The organism is Mycobacterium sp. UM_CSW (assembly GCF_000455205.1).
Classification (GTDB): Bacteria; Actinomycetota; Actinomycetes; order Mycobacteriales; family Mycobacteriaceae; genus Mycobacterium.
In genome coordinates this window covers 17190-37637 of record NZ_AUWQ01000001.1, presented here as the reverse complement: position 1 = coordinate 37637, position 20448 = coordinate 17190, and the positions used below count along the sequence as shown (strand labels likewise).

21 protein-coding genes are annotated in these 20448 nt (G+C 68.3%); 14 read left to right on the top strand and 7 right to left on the bottom strand.

All coding sequences use genetic code 11. The features are described 5' to 3' along the window. Positions 1-6: 6 nt before the first annotated feature. From N415_RS00195 to prfB, 3 genes are read right to left on the bottom strand one after another with little or no spacing between them, the layout of a single operon-like run. On the bottom strand, positions 7-486 hold the full coding sequence (locus tag N415_RS00195; protein ID WP_068175667.1) for a hypothetical protein: 480 nt from the start codon (positions 484-486) through the stop codon (positions 7-9). Next, positions 483-1478 (bottom strand): mechanosensitive ion channel family protein, encoded by a 996-nt coding sequence (locus N415_RS00190; protein WP_068175665.1) that lies wholly within the window; start codon positions 1476-1478, stop codon positions 483-485. The genes N415_RS00195 and N415_RS00190 overlap by 4 nt, the downstream gene beginning before the upstream one ends. Continuing rightward, on the bottom strand, positions 1468-2586 hold the full coding sequence (gene prfB, locus N415_RS00185; protein ID WP_068175662.1) for a peptide chain release factor 2: 1119 nt from the start codon (positions 2584-2586) through the stop codon (positions 1468-1470). The genes N415_RS00190 and prfB overlap by 11 nt, the downstream gene beginning before the upstream one ends. A 140-nt stretch (positions 2587-2726) precedes the next feature. Here prfB and N415_RS00180 point away from each other — a divergent pair, with 140 nt between their 5' ends. Beyond that, positions 2727-4097 carry an FAD-dependent oxidoreductase gene (locus N415_RS00180; protein ID WP_068175659.1) on the top strand — a complete coding sequence of 457 codons (1371 nt, stop codon included), beginning with the start codon at positions 2727-2729 and terminating at the stop codon, positions 4095-4097. Between the two features lie 9 nt (positions 4098-4106). On the opposite strand, the gene N415_RS00175 is transcribed toward N415_RS00180, so the two are convergent. Continuing rightward, on the bottom strand, positions 4107-4757 hold the full coding sequence (locus N415_RS00175; RefSeq protein ID WP_275450748.1) for a response regulator transcription factor: 651 nt from the start codon (positions 4755-4757) through the stop codon (positions 4107-4109). 10 nt (positions 4758-4767) lie between these two features. After that, positions 4768-5559 carry a universal stress protein gene (locus N415_RS00170; protein WP_068175653.1) on the bottom strand — a complete coding sequence of 264 codons (792 nt, stop codon included), beginning with the start codon at positions 5557-5559 and terminating at the stop codon, positions 4768-4770. A gap of 400 nt (positions 5560-5959) precedes the next feature. Here N415_RS00170 and N415_RS00165 point away from each other — a divergent pair, with 400 nt between their 5' ends. Beyond that, positions 5960-7132 carry a PPE family protein gene (locus N415_RS00165; RefSeq protein ID WP_068175650.1) on the top strand — a complete coding sequence of 391 codons (1173 nt, stop codon included), beginning with the start codon at positions 5960-5962 and terminating at the stop codon, positions 7130-7132. Between the two features lie 3 nt (positions 7133-7135). On the opposite strand, the gene N415_RS00160 is transcribed toward N415_RS00165, so the two are convergent. Beyond that, positions 7136-7465: a hypothetical protein gene (locus N415_RS00160; protein ID WP_068175648.1), complete on the bottom strand. Its 330-nt coding sequence runs from the start codon at positions 7463-7465 to the stop codon at positions 7136-7138. A 22-nt stretch (positions 7466-7487) separates the two neighbouring features. On the opposite strand from N415_RS00160, the gene hisN reads away from it, so the two are divergent. The 3 genes from hisN (at position 7488) to N415_RS00145 (ending at position 11004) form a co-directional block, all read left to right on the top strand. Beyond that, positions 7488-8267 carry a histidinol-phosphatase gene (gene hisN, locus N415_RS00155; protein WP_068175645.1) on the top strand — a complete coding sequence of 260 codons (780 nt, stop codon included), beginning with the start codon at positions 7488-7490 and terminating at the stop codon, positions 8265-8267. An 89-nt stretch (positions 8268-8356) separates the two neighbouring features. Further along, positions 8357-9766, top strand: coding sequence for an acyl-CoA dehydrogenase family protein (locus tag N415_RS00150; RefSeq protein ID WP_068175642.1), 1410 nt, complete (start codon positions 8357-8359; stop codon positions 9764-9766). 32 nt (positions 9767-9798) lie between these two features. Next, positions 9799-11004 carry an acyl-CoA dehydrogenase family protein gene (locus N415_RS00145; protein WP_068102903.1) on the top strand — a complete coding sequence of 402 codons (1206 nt, stop codon included), beginning with the start codon at positions 9799-9801 and terminating at the stop codon, positions 11002-11004. On the opposite strand, the gene N415_RS00140 is transcribed toward N415_RS00145, so the two are convergent. Beyond that, positions 10997-11518: a GNAT family N-acetyltransferase gene (locus N415_RS00140; RefSeq protein ID WP_068175640.1), complete on the bottom strand. Its 522-nt coding sequence runs from the start codon at positions 11516-11518 to the stop codon at positions 10997-10999. The genes N415_RS00145 and N415_RS00140 overlap by 8 nt on opposite strands. Positions 11519-11654: 136 nt before the next feature. On the opposite strand from N415_RS00140, the gene N415_RS00135 reads away from it, so the two are divergent. The 9 genes from N415_RS00135 (at position 11655) to N415_RS32145 (ending at position 20437) form a co-directional block, all read left to right on the top strand. After that, positions 11655-12626: an NADPH:quinone oxidoreductase family protein gene (locus N415_RS00135; protein ID WP_068175636.1), complete on the top strand. Its 972-nt coding sequence runs from the start codon at positions 11655-11657 to the stop codon at positions 12624-12626. A gap of 264 nt (positions 12627-12890) precedes the next feature. Further along, positions 12891-13982, top strand: coding sequence for a homogentisate 1,2-dioxygenase (locus N415_RS00130; protein ID WP_068175634.1), 1092 nt, complete (start codon positions 12891-12893; stop codon positions 13980-13982). Further along, positions 13982-15157: an alpha/beta fold hydrolase gene (locus N415_RS00125; RefSeq protein WP_068175631.1), complete on the top strand. Its 1176-nt coding sequence runs from the start codon at positions 13982-13984 to the stop codon at positions 15155-15157. Before N415_RS00130 ends, N415_RS00125 begins: the two co-directional genes overlap by 1 nt. After that, entirely contained in the window at positions 15154-16353 is a 1200-nt protein-coding gene (locus tag N415_RS00120; protein WP_068175628.1) for a CoA transferase, read from the top strand. The genes N415_RS00125 and N415_RS00120 overlap by 4 nt, the downstream gene beginning before the upstream one ends. Next, on the top strand, positions 16350-17246 hold the full coding sequence (locus N415_RS00115) for a hydroxymethylglutaryl-CoA lyase (protein WP_068175626.1): 897 nt from the start codon (positions 16350-16352) through the stop codon (positions 17244-17246). The genes N415_RS00120 and N415_RS00115 overlap by 4 nt, the downstream gene beginning before the upstream one ends. Next, positions 17246-17863, top strand: coding sequence for a TetR/AcrR family transcriptional regulator (locus tag N415_RS00110; RefSeq protein WP_068175622.1), 618 nt, complete (start codon positions 17246-17248; stop codon positions 17861-17863). The genes N415_RS00115 and N415_RS00110 overlap by 1 nt, the downstream gene beginning before the upstream one ends. A 2-nt stretch (positions 17864-17865) precedes the next feature. Continuing rightward, positions 17866-19104: an acyl-CoA dehydrogenase family protein gene (locus N415_RS00105; protein ID WP_068175620.1), complete on the top strand. Its 1239-nt coding sequence runs from the start codon at positions 17866-17868 to the stop codon at positions 19102-19104. Next, on the top strand, positions 19101-20099 hold the full coding sequence (locus N415_RS00100) for a phosphotransferase family protein (protein WP_068175618.1): 999 nt from the start codon (positions 19101-19103) through the stop codon (positions 20097-20099). Before N415_RS00105 ends, N415_RS00100 begins: the two co-directional genes overlap by 4 nt. Further along, positions 20096-20437, top strand: coding sequence for a DUF6285 domain-containing protein (locus N415_RS32145; RefSeq protein ID WP_068175615.1), 342 nt, complete (start codon positions 20096-20098; stop codon positions 20435-20437). The genes N415_RS00100 and N415_RS32145 overlap by 4 nt, the downstream gene beginning before the upstream one ends. Positions 20438-20448 lie beyond the last annotated feature (11 nt).

Here is a 20448-nt window from a genome sequence, read left to right as displayed (position 1 = left end):
ACCAAGTCAGCTGGCCGGCGGCGGGGAACTCGGCACCGGACCGGGCCCGGGCTGGGGTAGCTGCGACGGCGTCGGGGTCGGGCTGGTGCTGGGCGGGCAGAAGGGCGGCGGCAGCAGGCACGGCGGCGTGGGCAACTGGAATGGCGGCGGCGTGGTGGTCGTCGTCGTGACGGGCGGGGGCGTGGTGGTGCTTGGGGTCGTGGTCGGCGTCGGCGTGACCGTCACGGTGGCCGGCGGCTGCTGCACGCGGCTGCGCGGGACCCAGGTGTAGTTGGGGTCGGGCACGAAGCCCGGCGGCACCACCTGCGGGGCCGGGGGCTTGGGGGTCGCTTCCGGACGGTAGGTGTCGTAGACCCACCACACCGCCAAGAACGCGATGATCAGCACCAGCGTGGACGTGCGCATGCGGCCGCCGAACAGGTGGCTCCAGCGTCGTCGTTGCTTTTCCTCGCTGCGCTTCTCGAAGATGCTGAGGGTCAACTTCACCGCCGCTGCACCGCGTCTTCGACTTTGCCATCGGCCGACCCTTCGGCGGCTTCGGCGGCCGGGACGGACGGGTCTTCGACCAGGCCCACCGTCGCGTCGGCCGCGGTCACGATGCCGACGCGGGCCAGTGCCCGAATGACCATGACACGCAGCTGGCGGCCTACCTCGAACTGTTTGCCTGGCAGGGTGCGGGCCACCACGCGCAGGGTGACGGTGTCGACCTGGATGCTTTCCACGCCCATCACGGTCGGCGGATCCAACAGCAATTCCCCGAGGACCGGGTTCTCCATGGCGCGGTCGCATTCCTGGTGCAAGACCTCGTAGACCCGGTTCAGGTCGGCGCTGGTCGACACCGGGATGTCCACCACGGCGCGCGCCCAATCCTTCGACAGATTGACCACCTTGACGATCTGCCCGTTGGGAATGGTCAGCACCTCGCCGTCCGGTGAACGCAGGCGGGTGACGCGCAGCGTGACGTTCTCGACCGTGCCGGTGGCTTCCGTCGAGGAGACAACGGTGAGGGTGACCAGGTCGCCGAACCCGTACTGCTTCTCCACCAGGATGAAAAAGCCGGAAAGCAGGTCCCTGACCAGCTGCTGGGCGCCGAAGCCCAGCGCGGCGCCGACCACGGTGGCGGGTGCGATGAGTCCGCCCACCGAAAACTGCAGGATGCTGGCGATCTGCATCATTACCCAGATGCCGATGATGACGACGGACACCCAGGAGATCACCGACGCCACCGCCTGGCGGTGCTTGGACGTCTCCGAGCGCACCAGCGCGTCGCTTTCGGCGAAGCCCTCGGTGAGCTGGCGCGTCACCTGCTGCGCCACCCAGTTGACGAAGCGGGCCATCAGCATGGCCGCGATCAGCACCATGACGATGCGCAGGCCGCGGGTGATGATCCATTGGCCGGCTTCGCCGCGCCAGAAGTCGTGCCAGCCCAGCGCGTTTATCGAAGCGGTCGATGCATGAACAGTGGTGTTAGTCGTCATCTTTTCGGTTGCGCCACCGGATTCCCGCTTCCAGGAACCCGTCGATGTCTCCGTCCAGGACGGCGGCCGGATTGCCCACCTCGTACTCGGTACGCAGATCCTTGACCATCTGATACGGGTGCAGTACGTAGGAGCGCATCTGGTTACCCCAGGAGCTGCCGCCCTCACCCTTCAACGCGTCCAGCTCAGCGCGCTCTTCTGATCGCTTGCGCTCCAATAACTTTGCCTGAAGCACTCGCATTGCCGAGACCTTGTTCTGCAGTTGCGATTTTTCGTTCTGGCAAGTCACGACGATACCCGTTGGGATGTGGGTTAAACGAACCGCCGAGTCGGTGGTGTTCACCGACTGACCGCCCGGACCGCTGGAGCGATAGACGTCCACTCGCACGTCCCCGTCGGGGATGTCGATGTGGTCGGTGGTCTCCACCACCGGAAGCACCTCGACTTCGGCGAAGGAAGTCTGGCGCCGGCTCTGGTTGTCGAACGGGCTGATCCGCACCAGCCGGTGCGTGCCCTGTTCGACGGACAGCGTGCCGTAGGCGTACGGCGCGTGCACCGCGAACGTGGCGCTCTTGATCCCGGCCTCTTCGGCGTAGGAGGTGTCGAACACCTCGACGCCGTACTTGTGTTGCTCGGCCCAGCGGATGTACATCCGCATCAGCATCTCGGCCCAGTCGGCCGCGTCCACGCCACCGGCGCCCGAGCGAATGGTTACCAGCGCCTCGCGCTCGTCGTACTCGCCCGACAACAGCGTGCGCACCTCGGCGGCCTCTATATCGGCGCGCAGCGCTTTGAGTTCGGCGTCGGCCTCGGCGAGCGCGTCGATGCCGCTGGCGGCATCCCCTTCTTCTGCCGCCAGCTCGTACATCACCGGAAGATCGTCGAGGCGCTGGCGCAGCTCTTCGATGCGGCGCAGCTCGCCCTGCGCGTGGGACAACTGGCTGGTCACCCGCTGTGCGTTGCTCTGGTCGTCCCACAATTTGGGATCGGACGCCTCGTGCTCGAGCTTCTCGATGCGGCTGCGCAGACCGTCGACGTCGAGCACCCGCTCCACCGTGGTCAGGGTGGAGTCAAGGGCGGCAATGTCGGCTTGACGGTCGGGTTCCACAGCCGCCCACGTTACCGGCGACGAATGCTCAGCTCGTCGTCCGGGCCGCAGCGTTTAGCATCAGGTGACCCGTATGTGCAGCCCGGACCGCGACGCTCAACCCCCTCGCGCACGGCCCGGCACGAGTAGAAGGCTCGAGGATGCGCTTATATCACGTCGCGATTGTTGGCTCCGGGCCGTCGGGTTTCTTCGCCGCGGCATCGTTGCTCAAGGCGGCCGACGCGTCGGAGGACATCGACGTGGCGATCGACATCCTCGAGATGCTGCCGACGCCCTGGGGTCTGGTCCGCTCCGGCGTCGCGCCCGACCACCCGAAGATCAAGTCGATCAGCAAGCAATTCGAGAAGACCGCCGAAGACCCCCGCCTTCGCTTCTTCGGCAATGTGGTGGTCGGTGAGCACGTGAGCGCCGCCGAACTCGCCGAGCGCTACCACGCGGTGATCTACGCCATCGGGGCGCAATCGGATCGGTCATTGAAGATCCCCGGCGAGGACCTGCCGGGCAGCATGGCCGCCGTCGAATTCGTCGGCTGGTACAACGCGCACCCGCACTTCGAGGCGTCGACCCCTGACCTGTCGGGCGCCCGGGCGGTGGTCATCGGCAACGGCAACGTCGCGCTGGACGTCGCCCGCATCCTGGTGACCGACCCTGACGAGCTCGCCCGCACCGACATCGCCGACCACGCCCTGGAGTCGCTGCGCCCGTGCGGCGTCGAGGAGGTGGTGGTCGTCGGCCGGCGCGGGCCGCTGCAGACGGCGTTCACCACGCTGGAGCTCCGCGAGTTGGCGGATCTGGAGGGGGTCGACGTGATCGTTGACCCGGCGCAGCTGGAGGGCATCAGCGACGAGGACGCGGCCGCGGCGGGCAAGACGACCAAACAGAACATCAAGGTGTTGCGCGACTACGCCGCGCGGGCGCCGCGCCCCGGCCACCGCCGAATAGTCTTCCGCTTCCTGACTTCGCCGATCGAGATCAAGGGCGACGGCAAGGTCGAGAGCATCGTGTTGGGCCGCAACGAACTGGTCACCGATGAGAGCGGGTGGGTATCGGCCAAGGACACCGGCGAGCGAGAGGAACTGCCGGCCCAGTTGGTGGTGCGGTCCGTCGGATACCGCGGAATGCCCACGGCCGGGCTGCCTTTCGATGACAAGAGCGCAACCATCCCCAACACCGACGGCCGCGTGCACGGCAGCCGCAACGAGTACGTCGTCGGGTGGATCAAGCGCGGGCCGACCGGTGTGATCGGTACCAATAAGAAGGACTCCCAAGACACCGTCGACACGCTGCTGAACGACCTGGCCGGCTCGAAACAACAGGGCGCGCTCGCGGAGTTTCCCGACGACCACGCCGACAAGCTGGCCGAGTGGCTGGAGTCCCGGCAGCCGAAGGTCGTGACGTCGGCCCACTGGGAGGTCATCGATCGCCACGAGCGAGCGGCCGGCGAGCCGCACGGGCGTCCCCGGGTCAAGCTGCCGAGCGTGGCCGAGATGCTACGAATCAGCCACGGCTGACCCGGCACCTCAAAACCATTGGCGGTACGCCCGATTGGGCTGGCGGGACACCCCCAGTTTGACCAGCAGGCGCGACACGTGGTTTTTCACGACGTCTTCGCCAAGCAGCGTCCGGTCGGCGATTTGCCGGTTGGTCAGGCCGTCGCCGAGCAATCCGAGCAACGTTCGCTCCCGCTCGTTGAAGGCCCACAGTTCGTCGCTGTTCTCGATGGTCCACCACAGTCTCGTCATCAATGCCGCCGCGGCATGAGTGTCGAGCAGCGACCGGCCCGCGCCCACATCCTTGATGGCGCAGGCCAATTCCATTCCCTTGACGTCTTTGACGACATAGCCGCTGGCACCGGCCAGGATCGCGTTCAGCATCGCCTCGTCGGAGGTGAACGACGTCAGGATCAGGCAGCGCAGCTCCAGCATGCAGGACAACAGTTCTCGGCATAGCTCGATGCCGTTGCCGTCGGGCAACCAGTCGTCGAGCACCGCGACGTCGGGGCCGACCGCGGGAATCTTGTTCATCGCCTCGGCGAAGGATCCGGCCTCGCCGACGCAGTCGAGTTCGGGGTCCGCACAAAGCAAATCGACCAGGCCGCGCCGCACCGCCTCGTGATCGTCGACCAGAAATACTCTTAACGCCGCTCCTCCGGAGCCCAACCGAGTCCCCACCCGTAAGCCTCTACAAGTTGCTCGAACGCGCGGCGAGAACGGAGGTTCCCGGGTGATGCGCGCCGCACAGGTCGAAACAGGTGCGCGCGTCGGTGACGAACAGCTGATCCCGCTCCCCGTCGGCGGCCAGGTATTGATCGACCGACCCGCGCACGACGGCGGATTCGACGGGCACGCCGGGATACAAGCGAGTCCACCGCGCAATCCGCCGCCTCAGTTGGGCTCCGGCCGAACATTTCGTGTCGGCATCGTCGTCCCCCGCGGCCACCGCGATCGCCAGCACCGGCGCGTGGCGCAGCATCGCCTCCTCGAAGGCATGGCGCAGCGCCACCGCGTTGTCCGCCTGCACGATGACGCGGTCGAGCTTGGCGGTTGCCGGCCTGCCCGCCGGGCGGCGGATGACGGCTACCGGACAGAGGGCCGACGCGGCCAGGCTCGCCGACAGGGACCCGGCCCCACGGGCCGCATGACGCAGTCCGACGGATCCGACACAGATCATCGCCGCCGACCTCGACTCTTCGGTTAGCTTGGCAAGCGGGCTGCCCCAAAGGATTTCAGCTTCGATCTTCACCTGTTGCCCGGTCGCCTCGACCGCCCGACGAGCGTCGTGCAACACGGCGCGGGCCGCGGCCAGTCGGCCGTCATGGGCCCAGCGTGGTGGAGAATCCGGCGGCGCGACCACATACACCAACCGCAGCGGTATGTCTCGGCTGACCGCCTCGTCGACCGCCCAGCGCGCCGCATCGGTGGCCGTTTTCGACCCGTCGACACCAACGACGACCGTCGGGGCTGGCTGAAGCATCGCGGTCTCCTGTGCTGATCAGAGGGGACAAATCACGGATTCGTCCCACCCAACGCTATTGAGCGGAGACCGCCGCAACCCAGGGGCATTCGGTTCACAAATGGGGGCCATTGGTCCCTATCGATGACGGGGCAGACGGTCACCTTCGTCGCAATGCCGCATCGCTTCGCGGATTCCGCTGCGGGCGCCCGACCCCATAAACGAATTCGGTCGTTTTCAGGTATCAAAACCCGGCGCACATTATCGCAATGACCCACTTGCCTTTTCGCCTTAAAACTCCAGTAGAAACGCGGACTGGCGCCTACATTTTTATGACCACCGCCGACGGGCCGGCGGCGGAAAAGGTGCCGATTCGGGCTCGGCACGGTTCACCCGGCACACCCTTAAGGGAGATCTGACAATGGATTACGCCTTTTTTCCGCCCGAATTCAATTCCGCCAGGATGTACAGCGGTCCGGGTTCCGGGTCGCTTTTGGCGGCGGCGGGAAGTTGGGACTCGCTGTCCGCCGAACTGGGCACCACGGCCGAAACGTATGGCTCGGTGCTCTCGGCACTGACCACGCTGCACTGGCACGGCCCGGCGTCGGCAGCGATGACCGCCGCGGCGACTCCCTACGTCGAGTGGCTGACCATAACCGCCCAGCAGACCAAGCAGACCGCGATGCAGGCGCGGGCGGCGGCCGCGGCGTTTGACCAGGCGTTCGCCATGACGGTGCCCCCACCGGTGATCGCGGTCAACCGCGCGCAGCTACAGGCGCTGATCGCGACGAACTTCTTCGGCCAGAACACCGCGGCGATCGCGGCCACCGAGGCCCAGTACGCGGAGATGTGGGCCCAGGACGCCACCGCGATGAACGGCTACGCCGCGACCTCGGCGGCCGCTTCCCGATTGACGTCCTTTGCGGCCCCGCAGCAGACCACCAACCCCGATGGCGTGAACGAGCAGACCGCCGCGGCCAATCAGGCGGCCAGCGACCCGCTGTCGCAGTTATACGACACGCTGCTCGGGTTTAGCACGCAGATCTCCAACGGTCTGCAGAACTTGCTGAATCTCAGCCCGATTCCAATCAGCCCCACCAGTTGGAACAACGTCAGCGTGCTCGACTCCATCCAGCTCGTGAACACGGCGATCTCCGGGACCGGAACCATGGCCGGGATCCCGGCGTCGCTGAGCGGTAACACAGCCAATCTCTTCGGCATCCAAGCGAATATGGCGTACCTCGCTGGCCTGGGGGCACCCGCGCCCGCGCTCGGGCCGATAGGGCTCGGCCAATTGCAGGGCGCCGCGACGGGGGTCGGCGGATTACCGAACGCGATCACGGTGAGCATGGGGCGGGCCAACGCGATCGGGCCGATGTCGGTGCCGGCCAGCTGGTCGGTGCCGTCGGCCAGCCGCGTCTCGGCGCTGCAGCCCGCCGGCCTCACCACCCTTCCGGGCACCGACGAGCTGGCCGGTTCCGGCTATCCGGGTGTTCCCGGGATGCCGGCGGGGACGTTGGCCCGGGCGTCGGGCGTCCTGCCGCGCTACGGGACCCGGCTCACCGTGATGACGCGCCCGCCCGCGGGCGGGTGACCGCTACGCGGCCGGCGGTTCGGCGGGAGCGAACCGCCAGTTGTCGGGGTTCGTGGGCGAATAGACCACCGGGAGCAGCTGGCCCATGGTCGGCCAGTGGTCGACGTCGACCGCCATGCGCTGATATACCTCGTGCTCGCTGACCGTGGGTCCGTTGATGACGCCGGCGACCGTGACGTACTGCTCGCCGGTCGCGTCCGGCCGCGGGCTGACGCCCGTCACCAGGAGGGTGCCGTGCGCGAGCTCACCGCGGGGGCCGCGCGGGGCGAACCGCTGCGCAAGGGCCACTCCCAGGACCGCGACGAGCAGAATCAGCACACCGTATTCCCACATCCGGCCATGGTAGGACTGCTCAATGACCGACGACGATCTGGCGCTGGCACTCGCGTTGGCCGATCACGCCGACGCGCTGACCTCCGCGCGGTTCGGGGCGCTTGACCTGCGCGTCGACACCAAACCCGATCTGACCCCGGTCACCGACGCCGATCGCGCGGTCGAAACCGAACTGCGTGACGTGCTCGGGCGCGAACGGCCGGACGACGACGTCGCCGGCGAGGAGTTCGGTGGAACCGCCACCTTCAGCGGGCGGCAGTGGATCATCGATCCGATCGACGGCACCAAGAATTTCGTGCGCGGGGTGCCGGTGTGGGCCAGCCTGATCGCGTTGCTCGAGGACGGCATATCGTCGGTCGGCGTCGTGAGTGCACCGGCGCTGCACCGCCGGTGGTGGGCGGCGCGTGGGCGCGGCGCGTTCGCCGCGGTCGACGGCGGTCCCCCCCGAGCGCTGTCCGTTTCCTCAGTGGCACAACTGGATTCGGCGAGCCTGTCGTTCTCCAGCCTGTCGGGATGGGCGCAACGCGGGCTGCGCGATCGCTTCGTCGGCCTGACCGATGCGGTGTGGCGGGTACGGGCCTACGGCGACTTCCTCTCTTACTGCCTGGTCGCCGAGGGGGCGGTCGACATCGCCGCCGAACCGGAGGTGTCGGTGTGGGACCTGGCGGCGCTCGACATCCTGGTGCGCGAGGCGGGCGGAACGTTCACCGGCCTGGACGGGACCGCGGGCCCGCACGCGGGCAGCGCCGTGGCGACAAACGGACTGCTGCATGAGCAGGTGCTTTCGCGCCTGCGGGCCTAGTCTTTGTGAATTAGTTAACAGGCGGTCGCATCTATCTTACTCCGGAGTAAGATCGGTTTTATCCGCAACGCCCATCGATAGAGGCTGAAATGACCGACACCCGTTCCGGTTCAAAACAGACTTCAGAAAACACTCGCTCACGCATCCGGCGGCGCGGCCGCAAGACCGGCGTCGGGCTGCAACCGCACAAGCGCACAGGCATCGACATCACCCTGGCGCTGCTCACCCCGTTGGTCGGCCTGGAGTTTTTGGACAAATACCACCTGCGCGACCCACTGAACCGGGGCCTGCGCTACGGCACGAAGACCGTCTTCTCCACCGCCGCGGCGACTTCCCGCCAGTTCAAGCGGGTCCAGAACCTGCGCGGCGGACCGACCCGGCTGAAGTCCAGCGGCAAGGACTACTTCGACCTGACGCCCGACGACGAGCAGAAGATGATCGTCGAGACCCTCGACGAGTTCGCCGCGGAGGTGCTGCGTCCCGCGGCGCACGACGCCGACGAGGCCGCGACCTACCCGCCCGATCTGATCGCGAAGGCCGCCGAGTTGGGCATCACCGCGATCAACATCCCCGAGGACTTCGACGGCATCGCCGCGCACCGCTCCAGCGTGACCAACGTGCTGGCGGCCGAGGCGCTGGCCTACGGCGACATGGGCCTGGCGCTACCTATCCTGGCACCCGGCGGCGTCGCCGCGGCCTTGACCCATTGGGGCAGCGCCGACCAGCAGGCCACCTACCTGCAGGAGTTCGCCGGCGAGAACGTCCCGCAGGCCTGCGTGGCGATCGCCGAACCGCAACCGCTGTTCGACCCCACCCGGTTGAAGACCACCGCCGTGCGCACCCCGAGCGGCTACCGGCTCGACGGCGTCAAGTCTTTGGTTCCCGCCGCGTCCGACGCCGAGCTGTTCGTCGTCGGCGCCCAGCTGAACGGCAAGCCCGCGCTGTTCATCGTCGAATCGTCCGCCAAAGGCCTTACCGTCAAGGCGGATCCGAGCATGGGAATCCGCGCCGCGGCGCTGGGCCAGGTCGAGCTGTCCGGGGTGTCGGTGCCGCTGGGTGCCCGCCTGGGCGAGGACGAGGCCTCCGACGAGGATTACTCCGAGGCGATCGCGCTGTCCCGGCTCGGCTGGGCGGCGCTCGCGGTCGGCACTTCGCACGCCGTGCTCGACTACGTCGTCCCATACGTCAAGGAGCGCCACGCCTTCGGCGAGCCGATCGCGCATCGTCAGGCCGTGGCCTTCATGTGCGCCAACATCGCCATCGAGTTGGACGGACTGCGGCTGATCACCTGGCGCGGCGCCGCCCGCGCCGAACAGGGCCTGCCGTTCACCCGGGAGGCAGCGCTGGCCAAGCGGCTCGGCGCCGACAAGGGCATGCAGATCGGCCTGGACGGCGTGCAACTGCTCGGCGGCCACGGCTTTACCAAGGAGCACCCGGTCGAGCGCTGGTACCGCGACCTGCGGGCCATCGGCGTCGCCGAGGGCGTTGTCGTCATCTGAGTCGTCATCTAAAACGAGCCGAAAGTTCAACCATGGCAATCAATCTGGAACTGCCCCGCAAGCTGCAGTCGGTGATCGTCAAGACCCACCAGGGCGCCGCCGAGATGATGCGGCCGATCGCGCGCAAGTACGACCTCAAGGAGCACGCCTACCCGGTCGAGCTCGACACCCTGATCAGTCTTTTCGAGGGCGCGTCCGAATCGGTGGCATTCGCCGGGGCCGACGCGCTGCGCGACGAGGACGAGGACAGGGACCGAAACCACAACGGCGCCAACATGGCCGCGCTGCTGCAGACGATGGAAGCCTGCTGGGGCGACGTCGCGATGATGCTGTCGGTTCCCTACCAGGGGCTCGGTAACGCCGCGATCTCCGCGGTCGCCACCGACGAACAACTGGAACGCCTGGGCAAGGTCTGGGCGGCGATGGCCATCACCGAGCCGGGCTTCGGGTCCGACTCCGCGGCGGTGTCCACCACCGCCAAGCTCGACGGCGACGAGTACGTCATCAACGGCGAGAAGATCTTCGTCACCGCGGGCTCGCGTGCCACCCACATCGTGGTGTGGGCCACGCTGGACAAGTCCCAGGGCCGCGCCGCGATCAAGTCGTTCATCGTGCCGCGCGAACATCCCGGCGTCACGGTCGAACGCCTGGAGCACAAGCTCGGCATCAAGGGTTCGGACACCGCGGCGATCCGGTTCGACAACGTCCGCATTCCCAAGGACAACCTGCTGGGCAACCCCGAAATCGAGGTCGGCAAGGGCTTTTCGGGGGTGATGGAGACCTTCGACAACACACGCCCGATTGTCGCCGCCATGGCCATCGGGGTCGGCCGCGCCGCGCTGGAGGAGATCCGCAAGATCCTCACCGAGGCCGGGGTCGAGATCTCCTACGACAGGCCCTCACACGCCCAAAGCGCGGCCGCGGCGGAGTTCCTGCGGATGGAGGCCGACTGGGAGGCCAGCTACCTGCTGTCGCTGCGCGCGGCGTGGCAGGCCGACAACAAGATCCCCAACTCCAAAGAGGCCTCGATGAGCAAGGCCAAGGCCGGGCGGATGGCCAGCGACGTCACCCTCAAGTCCGTCGAATTGGCAGGCACCGCAGGGTATTCCGAGCAGTCCATGCTGGAAAAGTGGGCGCGCGACTCCAAGATCCTGGACATCTTCGAGGGCACCCAACAGATCCAGCAGCTGGTGGTCGCGCGGCGGCTGCTGGGGCTGTCGTCCGCGGAGCTCAAGTAGCGATCGGTCGCGGCGGAGCCGCATCCTCGTCGGGGCCGAGCAGGTCGAGCTGCCACCACTCGACGTCGTGCCACGCGCCAAGCTTCCACCCCACGCGCGGGTAGTAGCCCACCGGCCGAAAGCCGAACGCCTTGTGCAGCGCGTTGCTGGCCTCGTTGGGTTGGGCGATGCCGGCGAACGGCCGCCGGAAACCGCGTTCGGCGAGCCGGCGCAGCAGTTCGGTGTAGAGCAGCCGACCCCCGCCGGAGCGCAGTCGATCCGGGGCGAGGTAGATGCTCGTCTCGACCGACCATCGGTACGCCGCGCGCGGATTGAATTGGTGCGCATAGGCGTAACCGGTCACGACGTCGTCGTCCTCGAGCACCAGCCATTCACGGGCGCCGGCGATTCGGCGCGCCATCTCCTCGACGGTCGGCACCTCCGTCTCGAACGAGATGACGGTGTCCAGCACGTAGGGCCGGTAGACGTCGACGCACGCCGCGGCGTCGGCGGCGGTGGCGGCCCGGACGCGCATCAAGGAGCGAGGGCGCCCAGCCGCACCGAGGAGGTGGCGGTGATCGGCGGCCGAACGGTTTCCATGAGGTGAGGTTAGCGTCGCCGGTATGGACAGGTTTCCGGCGGATTCCGAGCCGGCGTTAGGCTGTCCGACCATGCGGGCGGCACGGGTGACTCGGTTGGATGGTCCAGACGCGATCGAGGTGGCGGAGGTCGACGAACCAGCCGGGGACGGTGTGGTCGTCGAGGTGCACGCCGCCGGCGCGGCGTTTCCCGACGCGCTGCTGACCCGCGGTCTGTATCAGTACCGGCCGGAGCCGCCGTTCGTGCTCGGAGCCGAGATCGCCGGCGTGGTGCGGTCGGCCCCCGACAACATCCACGTCAAGGCCGGCGACCGGGTCGTCGCGCTGACGATGCTGTCGGGCGGAATGGCCGAGGTGGCCGTCGTGCAGCCCGACCGGGTGTTCAAGCTGCCGGACAACGTGAGCTTCGAGGCGGGCGCCGGGCTGCTGTTCAACGACCTGACGGTGTACTTCGCGCTGACCGTGCGCGGCCGCCTGGCCAACGGCGAGACCCTACTGGTGCACGGCGCGGCGGGCGGGATCGGGACCTCGACGCTGCGGCTGGCCTCGCTGCTGGGGGCGTCGCGCACCATCGCGGTCGTCAGCAGCGAAGACAAGGCCGACGTCGCGACGGCCGCCGGGGCCACCGACGTGGTGCTGGCCGAGGGGTTCAAGGACGCCGTCAAGGAACTCACCGGCGGCCGCGGCGTCGATGTGGTGGTCGACCCGGTCGGCGGCGACCGCTTCACCGATTCGCTGCGCTCGCTCGCGCCCGGCGGTCGGCTGCTCGTCATCGGGTTCACCGGCGGTGAGATTCCCACCGTCAAGGTGAACCGGCTGCTGCTCAACAACATTGACGTCGTGGGCGTGGGTTGGGGAGCCTGGACCGCGACCCACCCGGACGCGCTGGCCGAGCAGTGGGCCGGCCTGGAGCGCCTGCTCAGCTCGGGCGAGCTGGCCGCCCCCACGCCGGAGGTCTACCCGCTGGAGCAGGCGGCCGCGGCGGTCGCATCGCTCGAGAATCGTACGGCCAAGGGCAAAGTCGTGGTGCGCATCCGCGACTGACGCACTCCGTTCACGTGTGCCACACAGGCCGCAGCGGAGAAGGAATTGCCTCTTTGCCCGCCTCGCAGCGACAACGGCCGCGCCCGGTCTTGCACCAAGGAACTTGTCGCTGAGAGGCGGGCACAAAGGGTGTCCCTTCCTCCGGGAGACGCTCGGGGCGGATGTGACCAAAGCTACGAAGCCCTCGCCCCTTGTGCATCCCAAAAACAAAAAGTAATGTCACTTTCAGTTTTGCCGCCGCCGCCGGAGCCCAGGAGTCGCCCCATGGAATCCTTCGTTCACCTGCGAAAAGGCAAGACGCCGCGGCGGCTGCACGCCGACCTCGACGGGCTCAAGGACGACGAGCTTGGCCGGGGCGGATTCACCGGGCGGACCGCCAACATGTACCGGCGCAACGACCCCACCGCCTATCGGTCGGTCGGCGCGCTGCGCCCGGTCGACGTGCTCGCCGGAGAGCTGAAACCCAGCGATGCCACCGACGCCGGCGGCGGCCCGCTGCTGATGTTCAGCAACGACGACTGCCGAATCCTGTTGAGCCGCCGCCACGAGCCGATGCCCTTCTACGTCCGTCACGTCGACGGCGACCTGCTGTGCTTCGTGCACCGCGGCGCGGGTCTGCTGGAGACCGAGTTCGGGCCGCTGCGTTACAGGGAGGGCGACTGGCTCTACATCCCGAAGGCGTGCACCTGGCGGCAGCTGCCCGATAACGAGACGACGCTGCTGATGATCGAGGCCAGCGACGAGTTCCGGGTGCCGCCGCCCGGCGCGCTCGGCCGCCACTTCCCGTTCGACCCGTCGCAGGCCACGATCCCCGAACCGCAGCCGATCGACGATGACGGGCGCGACGAGTACGAGATTCGGCTCATCCATGCGGGCGGCCCGACAACGCTGTTCTACCAACACAATCCGATCGACGTCGAAGGCTGGCGCGGTGACAACTTTCCGTTCACCTTCAACATCTCCGACTACAACGTGGTCACTTCGGACAGCGTTCACCTGCCGCCGACCGTGCATCTGTTCATGCAGGCCACCGGCGTCTACGTGATGAACTTCCTGCCCAAGCCTGCCGAGGGGGTCCCCGGCACCGAACGCACACCCTGGTATCACCGCAACGTCGACTACGACGAGATCGCCTTCTTCCACGGCGGGTCCCTCTACGGCATCCCGATGCCGCCCGGCCTGATCACCCATGCGCCGCAAGGGGTTCACCACGGCGCGCCGGAGAAGGCGCGGGAACGCGCGCGCCGCAAGTTCGACGAGCATTCGCGGGTGGACTGGCAGGTCATCGCCGTCGACACCCGTCGGCGGCTGACCCCGTCGGCCGAGGTGCTGGCGCACGACCTCGGGCAGCACTGATGAAACACGAATACGACCGCATCCCGTATCTCGTTGCGTTCCAGAACAATTCCGCGGTGCGCGACGTGTACGGCGGGCTGGCCGAGATCACGGTTCTGGAAAGCTATCTGCTCAAGCCCAGGGACAAGCCGTCCGACACCGTGTTGGTGTTCATGCATCCCATCGGTGGCGGCGCCTACCTGCCGATGATCAACGCGCTGGCCCGCGCGGGCCACCACGTCATCTACTGCAACAGCCGGTTCCGCGGCACGGATTCGGGACTGCTGATGGAGAAGGTGGTCGAGGATCTCGGCGAGTGCATCAAGGACGCCAAGAAGAGGCTGGGCTACGCCAAGGTGGTGCTGGCCGGATGGAGCGGCGGCGGCTCGCTGTCGCTGTTCTACCAGCAGCAGGCCCAGCACGCGACCATCACGTCGAGCCCGTCCGGGGACGGCCCCGACCTGACGCGGCTCGACCTGCCCGCTGCCGACGGCGTCATGCTGCTCGCCGCGCACATCAGCCGGCACGGCACACTCACCGAGTGGCTGGACGCGTCGATCCTCGACGAATCCGACCCAACCAAGCGCGATCCCGAGCTCGATCTCTACAACCCGGACAACCCCAACCAGCCGCCCTACTGCCACGAATTTCTGGCCCGTTACCGGCAGGCGCAGATCGACCGCAACCGGCGCATCACCGCGTGGGTCAAGGAAAAGCTCGCCGAACTGCGGGACTCTGGCCGCCCCGACGACGAATTCTGCTTCGTCGTGCACGGCACCATGGCCGACCCGCGTTGGCTGGATCCGGCCGTCGATCCCAACGAACGCACCCCCGGAACGTGCTACCTGGGCGATCCTCGACTGGTGAACATGAGCCCGGTCGGGTTGGCCCGGTTTTCGACGCTGCGCGGCTGGCTGTCGCAATGGAGCTACAACGACGCCCGCGGCGACGGGGTGGCGTGCGGGCGCGACCTCGCGGTCCCGGCGCTGGTCATCGGTAACCTGGCCGACGACGCCTGCACGCCCAGCCACACCCGACGGCTTTACGAGGCGATCGGGCACCCGGACAAGGAGATGCACGAAATTCCCGGCGCCACACACTATTACGCCGGCCCCGACCAGCGGGACAAGCTGCGCCACGCCGTCGACGTCGTCACCGACTGGCTGGTCCGCCACGACTTCGCGAGCAAAGAGTGACGGGCCCGCTGGACGGCATCCGGGTGCTGGAACTCGGCACCCTGATCGCCGGGCCGTTCGCCGGCCGGCTGCTCGGCGACATGGGCGCCGACGTCGTCAAGGTGGAACCCCCCGGTGCGCCGGACCCGCTGCGGACCTGGGGCCAGGCCGACGTGGACGGGCACCACGTGTTCTGGACGGTGCACGCGCGCAACAAGCGCGCCATCACGCTCGACCTGCGAAAGCCACGCGGCCGCGGGCTGTTCCTCGACCTCGTCGCGAAATCCGACATCGTCGTGGAGAACTTCCGCCCGGGCACCCTGGAGAAATGGGAGCTGGGCTACGACGTGCTCTCCGAGCGCAACCCGGGCATCATCCTGGTCCGGGTATCCGGCTACGGGCAGACCGGCCCCGAGGCGCACAAGCCCGGCTACGCGTCGGTGGCCGAGGCCGCCAGCGGGCTGCGGCACCTCAACGGATTCCCCGGCGGCCCGCCGCCGCGGCTGGCGCTCTCGCTCGGCGACAGCCTGGCCGGCATGTTCGGCGCCCAGGGCGCGCTGGCCGCGCTGTATCGCCGCGGCGTGACCGGGCGCGGGCAAGTGGTCGACGTTGCGTTGACCGAATCGTGTTTGGCGGTCCAGGAATCCACGATCCCCGACTACGACGTCGGCGGCGTGGTGCGCGGGCCGTCGGGAACCCGGCTGGAGGGCATCGCGCCGTCCAACATCTACCGCAGCGCCGACGGGTCGTGGGTGGTGATCGCCGCCAACCAGGACACCGTGTTCGCGCGCCTGTGCAAGGCGATGGGGTGCCCGGAGCTGGCCACCGACGACCGGTTCGCCACACACGGCGGCCGCGGCCGCAATCAGGACGAACTCGACGAGATCATCGGCGCGTGGGCCGCCGACCGCCAGCCCGGCGAAATCATCGAAACCCTTTCCGCCGCAGGCGTGATCGCCGGGCCGATCAACACCGTCGCCGAGGTGGTCGACGACCCGCAGTTGCGGGCCCGCGGCATGCTGGTCGAGCACTACGACGAACGGGTCGGCCGCAACGTGCTCGGACCGGGCGTCGTCCCGGTGCTCTCGGACTCCCCCGGCGGCGTCCGCTACGCCGGCCCCGCGCGCCCGGGACAACACAACGACGACGTCTACATCGGGTTGCTCGGCAAGACGGCCGCGGAGCTCGAAGAACTAAGGGCTGAGGGGGTGTTATGACACAACACGTCGACATTCGCGAGGTGGCCCTGCGCGACGGCCTGCAGATCGAAATGCCAATCCCGTTGGCCGCCAAGCTGGAGCTGCTGGCCGCGGTGGCCGCCACCGGGGTGCGCGAGGTCGAGGCCACGGCGTTCGTGTCGCCGTCGAAGGTGCCGTCGATGGCCGATGCCGCCGAAGTCGCCGCGCACCTGCACAACTACCCCGACATCGAGTTCTCCGCGCTCGTGGCCAGTCCCAACGGCGCCCGGCGCGCGGTCGCCGCGGGGCTGCGCTCCGTCGAATACGTGGTGGCCGCCAGCGACGCGTTCAGCGAGGCCAACGTGGGGCGCGACAGCGCCGAGGCCACCAGGCACATCGAGGAGATCGTCGCCATCGCGCACGACGCCGGCGCCACCGTCGAGGTCATCGTCGCCACCGCGTGGGACTGCCCGTTCGAGGGGCCGACGCCGCCCGGGCGGGTGCTCGAGATCGCCGCGGCCGCCCAAGAACAACATATCGACCGGTTCTCCATCGCCGACACCATCGGCACCACCACCCCGCGACGGGTGAGTTCGCTCGTCGCCCAACTGCGTCCGGTGATCGGCGACATGCCGCTAGGCGGCCATTTCCACAACACCCGCGGCACCGGGTTGGCCAGCGCCTACGCGGCCGTCGAATCCGGGGTCACCCGGCTGGACGCGTCGGCCGGCGGGCTGGGCGGCTGCCCCTTCGCCCCGGGCGCCACCGGCAACATCGCCACCGAGGACCTCGTTTACCTGTTGACCGACAGCGGTGTCGACGTCGACGTGGACCTCCGGGCCGCCATCGCCGCGGCCGAGGTCGCCAAATCCGTTGTCGGCCACGACCTGCCGAGCGCCCTGCTGCGCGCAGGCGACCGAATCCGGAACTGATGCCGACCGACACGTTGACCGCAAAGGGCCGCCAGACCAGGCAGGCCATCGAGCAGGCCGCCCGGAAACTTTTCGCCGAACGCGGTTTTCACGGCACCACGCTGGCCGACATCACCTCGGCCGCGGGCAAGTCACCGGCCGTCTTCTACCGGTATTTCGATGACAAGGAAGACCTGCTGGCCGCCCTCGCGGAGTCGTTTCTGCACGAGGTCGTGGCGCCGCCCGGATTGCGCCTCGAGCTCCCCGAATCCCCCGACGACGACGCGTTCTTCACGTCGGTGGTCACCGGGTACTGGAACATGTTCAAGCAGAACATCGGCATCATGATCGCCGTGGCACAGCTGGCGGCCACCCAGCCGCGCTTCGCGAGCGTACAGAACGAATTCCGGCGCTTCGGCATGGACATCGTCGCCGCCTCGGTACGCCGCGCGCAGCAGCAGGGCTACGGAACCGAGCTCAATCCCCAACACACGGCGGCCGCGATCGCGCTGCTGTTCGAGAACTTCACCACCGTCTTCGCGGGCCCGTCGGGCCTGGACCTTCAGATCAGCGACCACGACGCCATCACCACCTTGTCGACGGTCTGGAAGAAAACCCTCTACGGCACAAAGGAGTAACCGTGGATTTCACTCTGCCAGAGCATCTTCCGGGAGTGCTCGCCGAGATGGATGCGTTCATCGAGTCGGAGATCAAGCCGCTGGAACGCGACAACATCCAGTATTTCGACCATCGCCGCGAGCATGCTCGCACCGATTGGGACAACGACGGCATCCCGTCACGCGAGTGGGAAGATCTGCTCGCCGAGATGCGCAGGCGCGCCGACAAGGCGGGCTGGCTGCGCTACGGCCTGCCGGCGTCGCTGGGCGGCCGCGACGGCACCAACCTGGACATGGCCGTGATTCGGGAACACTTGGCGCACAAGGGCCTTGGTTTGCACAACGACCTGCAGAACGAGTCGTCGATTGTCGGGAATTTCCCGCAGGTGATCATGATGGAGCGCTTCGGCACCGACGAGCAGCGCCGCGACTGGTCGGAGGCGTTGATCACCGGGGAACGGTCGATGGCGTTCGGGCTGACCGAGCCGCGGCACGGCTCCGATGCGACCTGGCTGGAAACCCGGGCCGAACGCGACGGTGACGGCTGGGTGCTCAACGGCTCGAAGCGGTTCAACACCGGGGTGCACCGGGCCACTCACGACCTGATCTTCGCGCGCACCTCCGGCGAACCCGGGGCCGCGCTGGGCATCACCGCGTTCCTCGTCCCGACGGATGCGCCCGGGTTCCGCGTCCCCTACTACTGGTGGACGTTCAACATGCCCACCGACCACGGCGAGGTCGAGTTGACCGACGTGCGGGTCCCCGCCGACGGGGTGCTCGGCGAAGTCGACCGCGGCCTGGAAGTCGCGCAAACCTTCCTGCACGAGAACCGGATCCGGCAGGCGGCGAGCAGCCTGGGTGCCGCCCAATACTGCATCGACCGTGCCGCCGAATACGCCGGCAGCCGCATGGTTTTCGGCAAGCCCCTGTCGGTCAACCAGGCCGTCCAGTGGCCGCTGGCCGAGCTGCAGACCGAGGCCCAGATGGTGCGGCTGCTGGTGCAATACGCGGCCTGGCATCTGGACCGAAACCACCACATGGAGGTCTCGGACAAGGTGTCGATGGCCAATTACCGCGCCAACCGGCTGGTCTGCGACGCGGCCGACCGGGCCATGCAGGTCTTCGGCGGCCTCGGCTACAGCCGCCACGAGCAGTTCGAGCACATCTACCGCCATCACCGCCGCTACCGGATCACCGAAGGCGCCGAGGAGATCCAGATCCGGCGGGTGGCGCAGCGGCTGTTCAAGTTTGGCCACAAGTGACCGACAACGGCGAACTGGCCGGCAAGCTGGCCCGGGTGCTGGAGCCGGCGCTCGGCGCGACCCCGGCGATCGAGAACCTGCGGGCGCTGACCGGCGGCGCCAGCCGCACCACATGGGCGTTCGACGCCGTCGCGGGCGAGCAACGCCGTTCGCTGATCCTGCGCACCGGCCCGCCCGACGACGTGCACGCCGGCATGGAGCTCGAAGCACGCGCCCAGGCCGCGGCCGCGGCGGCCGGTGCGCCGGTCCCCCACATCCTGGTCGCCGACGATTCGCTTGCCGCCCTGGGCAATCCGTTCCTGATCTGCGACGCGATCGGCGGCGAGACCATCGTCCGGCGCATCCAGCGCCAGCTCGAGGCCGCCGACGGCCACGCGGGCCGCACTCGCCTGCTGCACCAGTGCGCGCGGGCGCTGGCCGCCATCCATCGCGCTGATCCGGACATTCCCGGCCTCCCCCACGAGGACCAACTCGCGCAGTGGCGCGAGCGGCTCGACGCCATGGGCGACACCACCGCAACCTTCGAGTGGGCGTTTCGCTGGCTCGAGGCGAACCGGCCGCAAAAATCCGAGCCGTCGAGCCCCGTTCTGGTGCACGGCGACTACCGGATGGGAAACCTCATCGTCGACGGGTCCGACCTGGCCGCCGTCCTGGACTGGGAGCTGGTCCACCTCGGCGAGGCGTACGAGGACCTGGCCTGGTTCTGCATCCGCGCCTGGCGGTTCGGCGCCCCGGCCGGCCTGGCCGCCGGCGGCCTCGGCAGCATCGAGGCCTTTCTCCGCGCCTACGAGGAGGCCGGCGCCGCCGGCGTCGACCGGGTGGCGTTTCACTGGTGGCTGGTGCTGGCCACGCTGCGCTGGGGTGTCATCTGCCGCTACCAGGCCGAGCGGCACCTGAGCGGCGAGTTCCGCTCGGTGGAGCTGGCGACGATCGGGCGCCGGGTCTGCGAGACGGAGTGGGACCTGCTCGACCTGCTGGAAGGAGCGCCAGCGTGATCGGCGCATACGGCCGACCGCTCGCCGCCGAGCTCGTCGCCGCGGTGGCCGAGTTCCTCGAAACCGACGTCCGCGAGGCCACCACCGGGCAGGTCAACTTCCACGCCAGGGTCGCCGCGAACGCGCTGCGCATCGTCGAGCGCGAACTGCTTGACGAGAGCGAGGCGGAGGCCGGCGCGGCGCTGGCCGGCCTGGGCTTCGCCGACGAGGAAGAGCTTGCCGCCGCGATCCGGGCCGGCGAGCTGGACGGCCGCGCCAACGCCGTCACCGCCTGCCTGCGCACGCTGGTCCGGCGCCGCCTGGCCATCGCGCATCCCGGATACGAGCAATCGGACTAGGAGGGTGACGA

Excerpts from the sequence above, each read along its gene's own strand:
- N415_RS00190 (WP_068175665.1), bottom strand. The coding sequence starts at position 1,478 with ATGACGACTAACACCACTGTTCATGCATCGACCGCTTCGATAAACGCG.
- N415_RS00180 (WP_068175659.1), top strand. The coding sequence starts at position 2,727 with ATGCGCTTATATCACGTCGCGATTGTTGGCTCCGGGCCGTCGGGTTTC.
- N415_RS00170 (WP_068175653.1), bottom strand. The coding sequence starts at position 5,559 with ATGCTTCAGCCAGCCCCGACGGTCGTCGTTGGTGTCGACGGGTCGAAA.
- N415_RS00165 (WP_068175650.1), top strand. The coding sequence starts at position 5,960 with ATGGATTACGCCTTTTTTCCGCCCGAATTCAATTCCGCCAGGATGTAC.
- N415_RS00160 (WP_068175648.1), bottom strand. The coding sequence starts at position 7,465 with ATGTGGGAATACGGTGTGCTGATTCTGCTCGTCGCGGTCCTGGGAGTG.
- hisN (WP_068175645.1), top strand. The coding sequence starts at position 7,488 with ATGACCGACGACGATCTGGCGCTGGCACTCGCGTTGGCCGATCACGCC.
- N415_RS00150 (WP_068175642.1), top strand. The coding sequence starts at position 8,357 with ATGACCGACACCCGTTCCGGTTCAAAACAGACTTCAGAAAACACTCGC.
- N415_RS00145 (WP_068102903.1), top strand. The coding sequence starts at position 9,799 with ATGGCAATCAATCTGGAACTGCCCCGCAAGCTGCAGTCGGTGATCGTC.
- N415_RS00140 (WP_068175640.1), bottom strand. The coding sequence starts at position 11,518 with ATGCGCGTCCGGGCCGCCACCGCCGCCGACGCCGCGGCGTGCGTCGAC.
- N415_RS00135 (WP_068175636.1), top strand. The coding sequence starts at position 11,655 with ATGCGGGCGGCACGGGTGACTCGGTTGGATGGTCCAGACGCGATCGAG.
- N415_RS00130 (WP_068175634.1), top strand. The coding sequence starts at position 12,891 with ATGGAATCCTTCGTTCACCTGCGAAAAGGCAAGACGCCGCGGCGGCTG.
- N415_RS00125 (WP_068175631.1), top strand. The coding sequence starts at position 13,982 with ATGAAACACGAATACGACCGCATCCCGTATCTCGTTGCGTTCCAGAAC.
- N415_RS00115 (WP_068175626.1), top strand. The coding sequence starts at position 16,350 with ATGACACAACACGTCGACATTCGCGAGGTGGCCCTGCGCGACGGCCTG.
- N415_RS00110 (WP_068175622.1), top strand. The coding sequence starts at position 17,246 with ATGCCGACCGACACGTTGACCGCAAAGGGCCGCCAGACCAGGCAGGCC.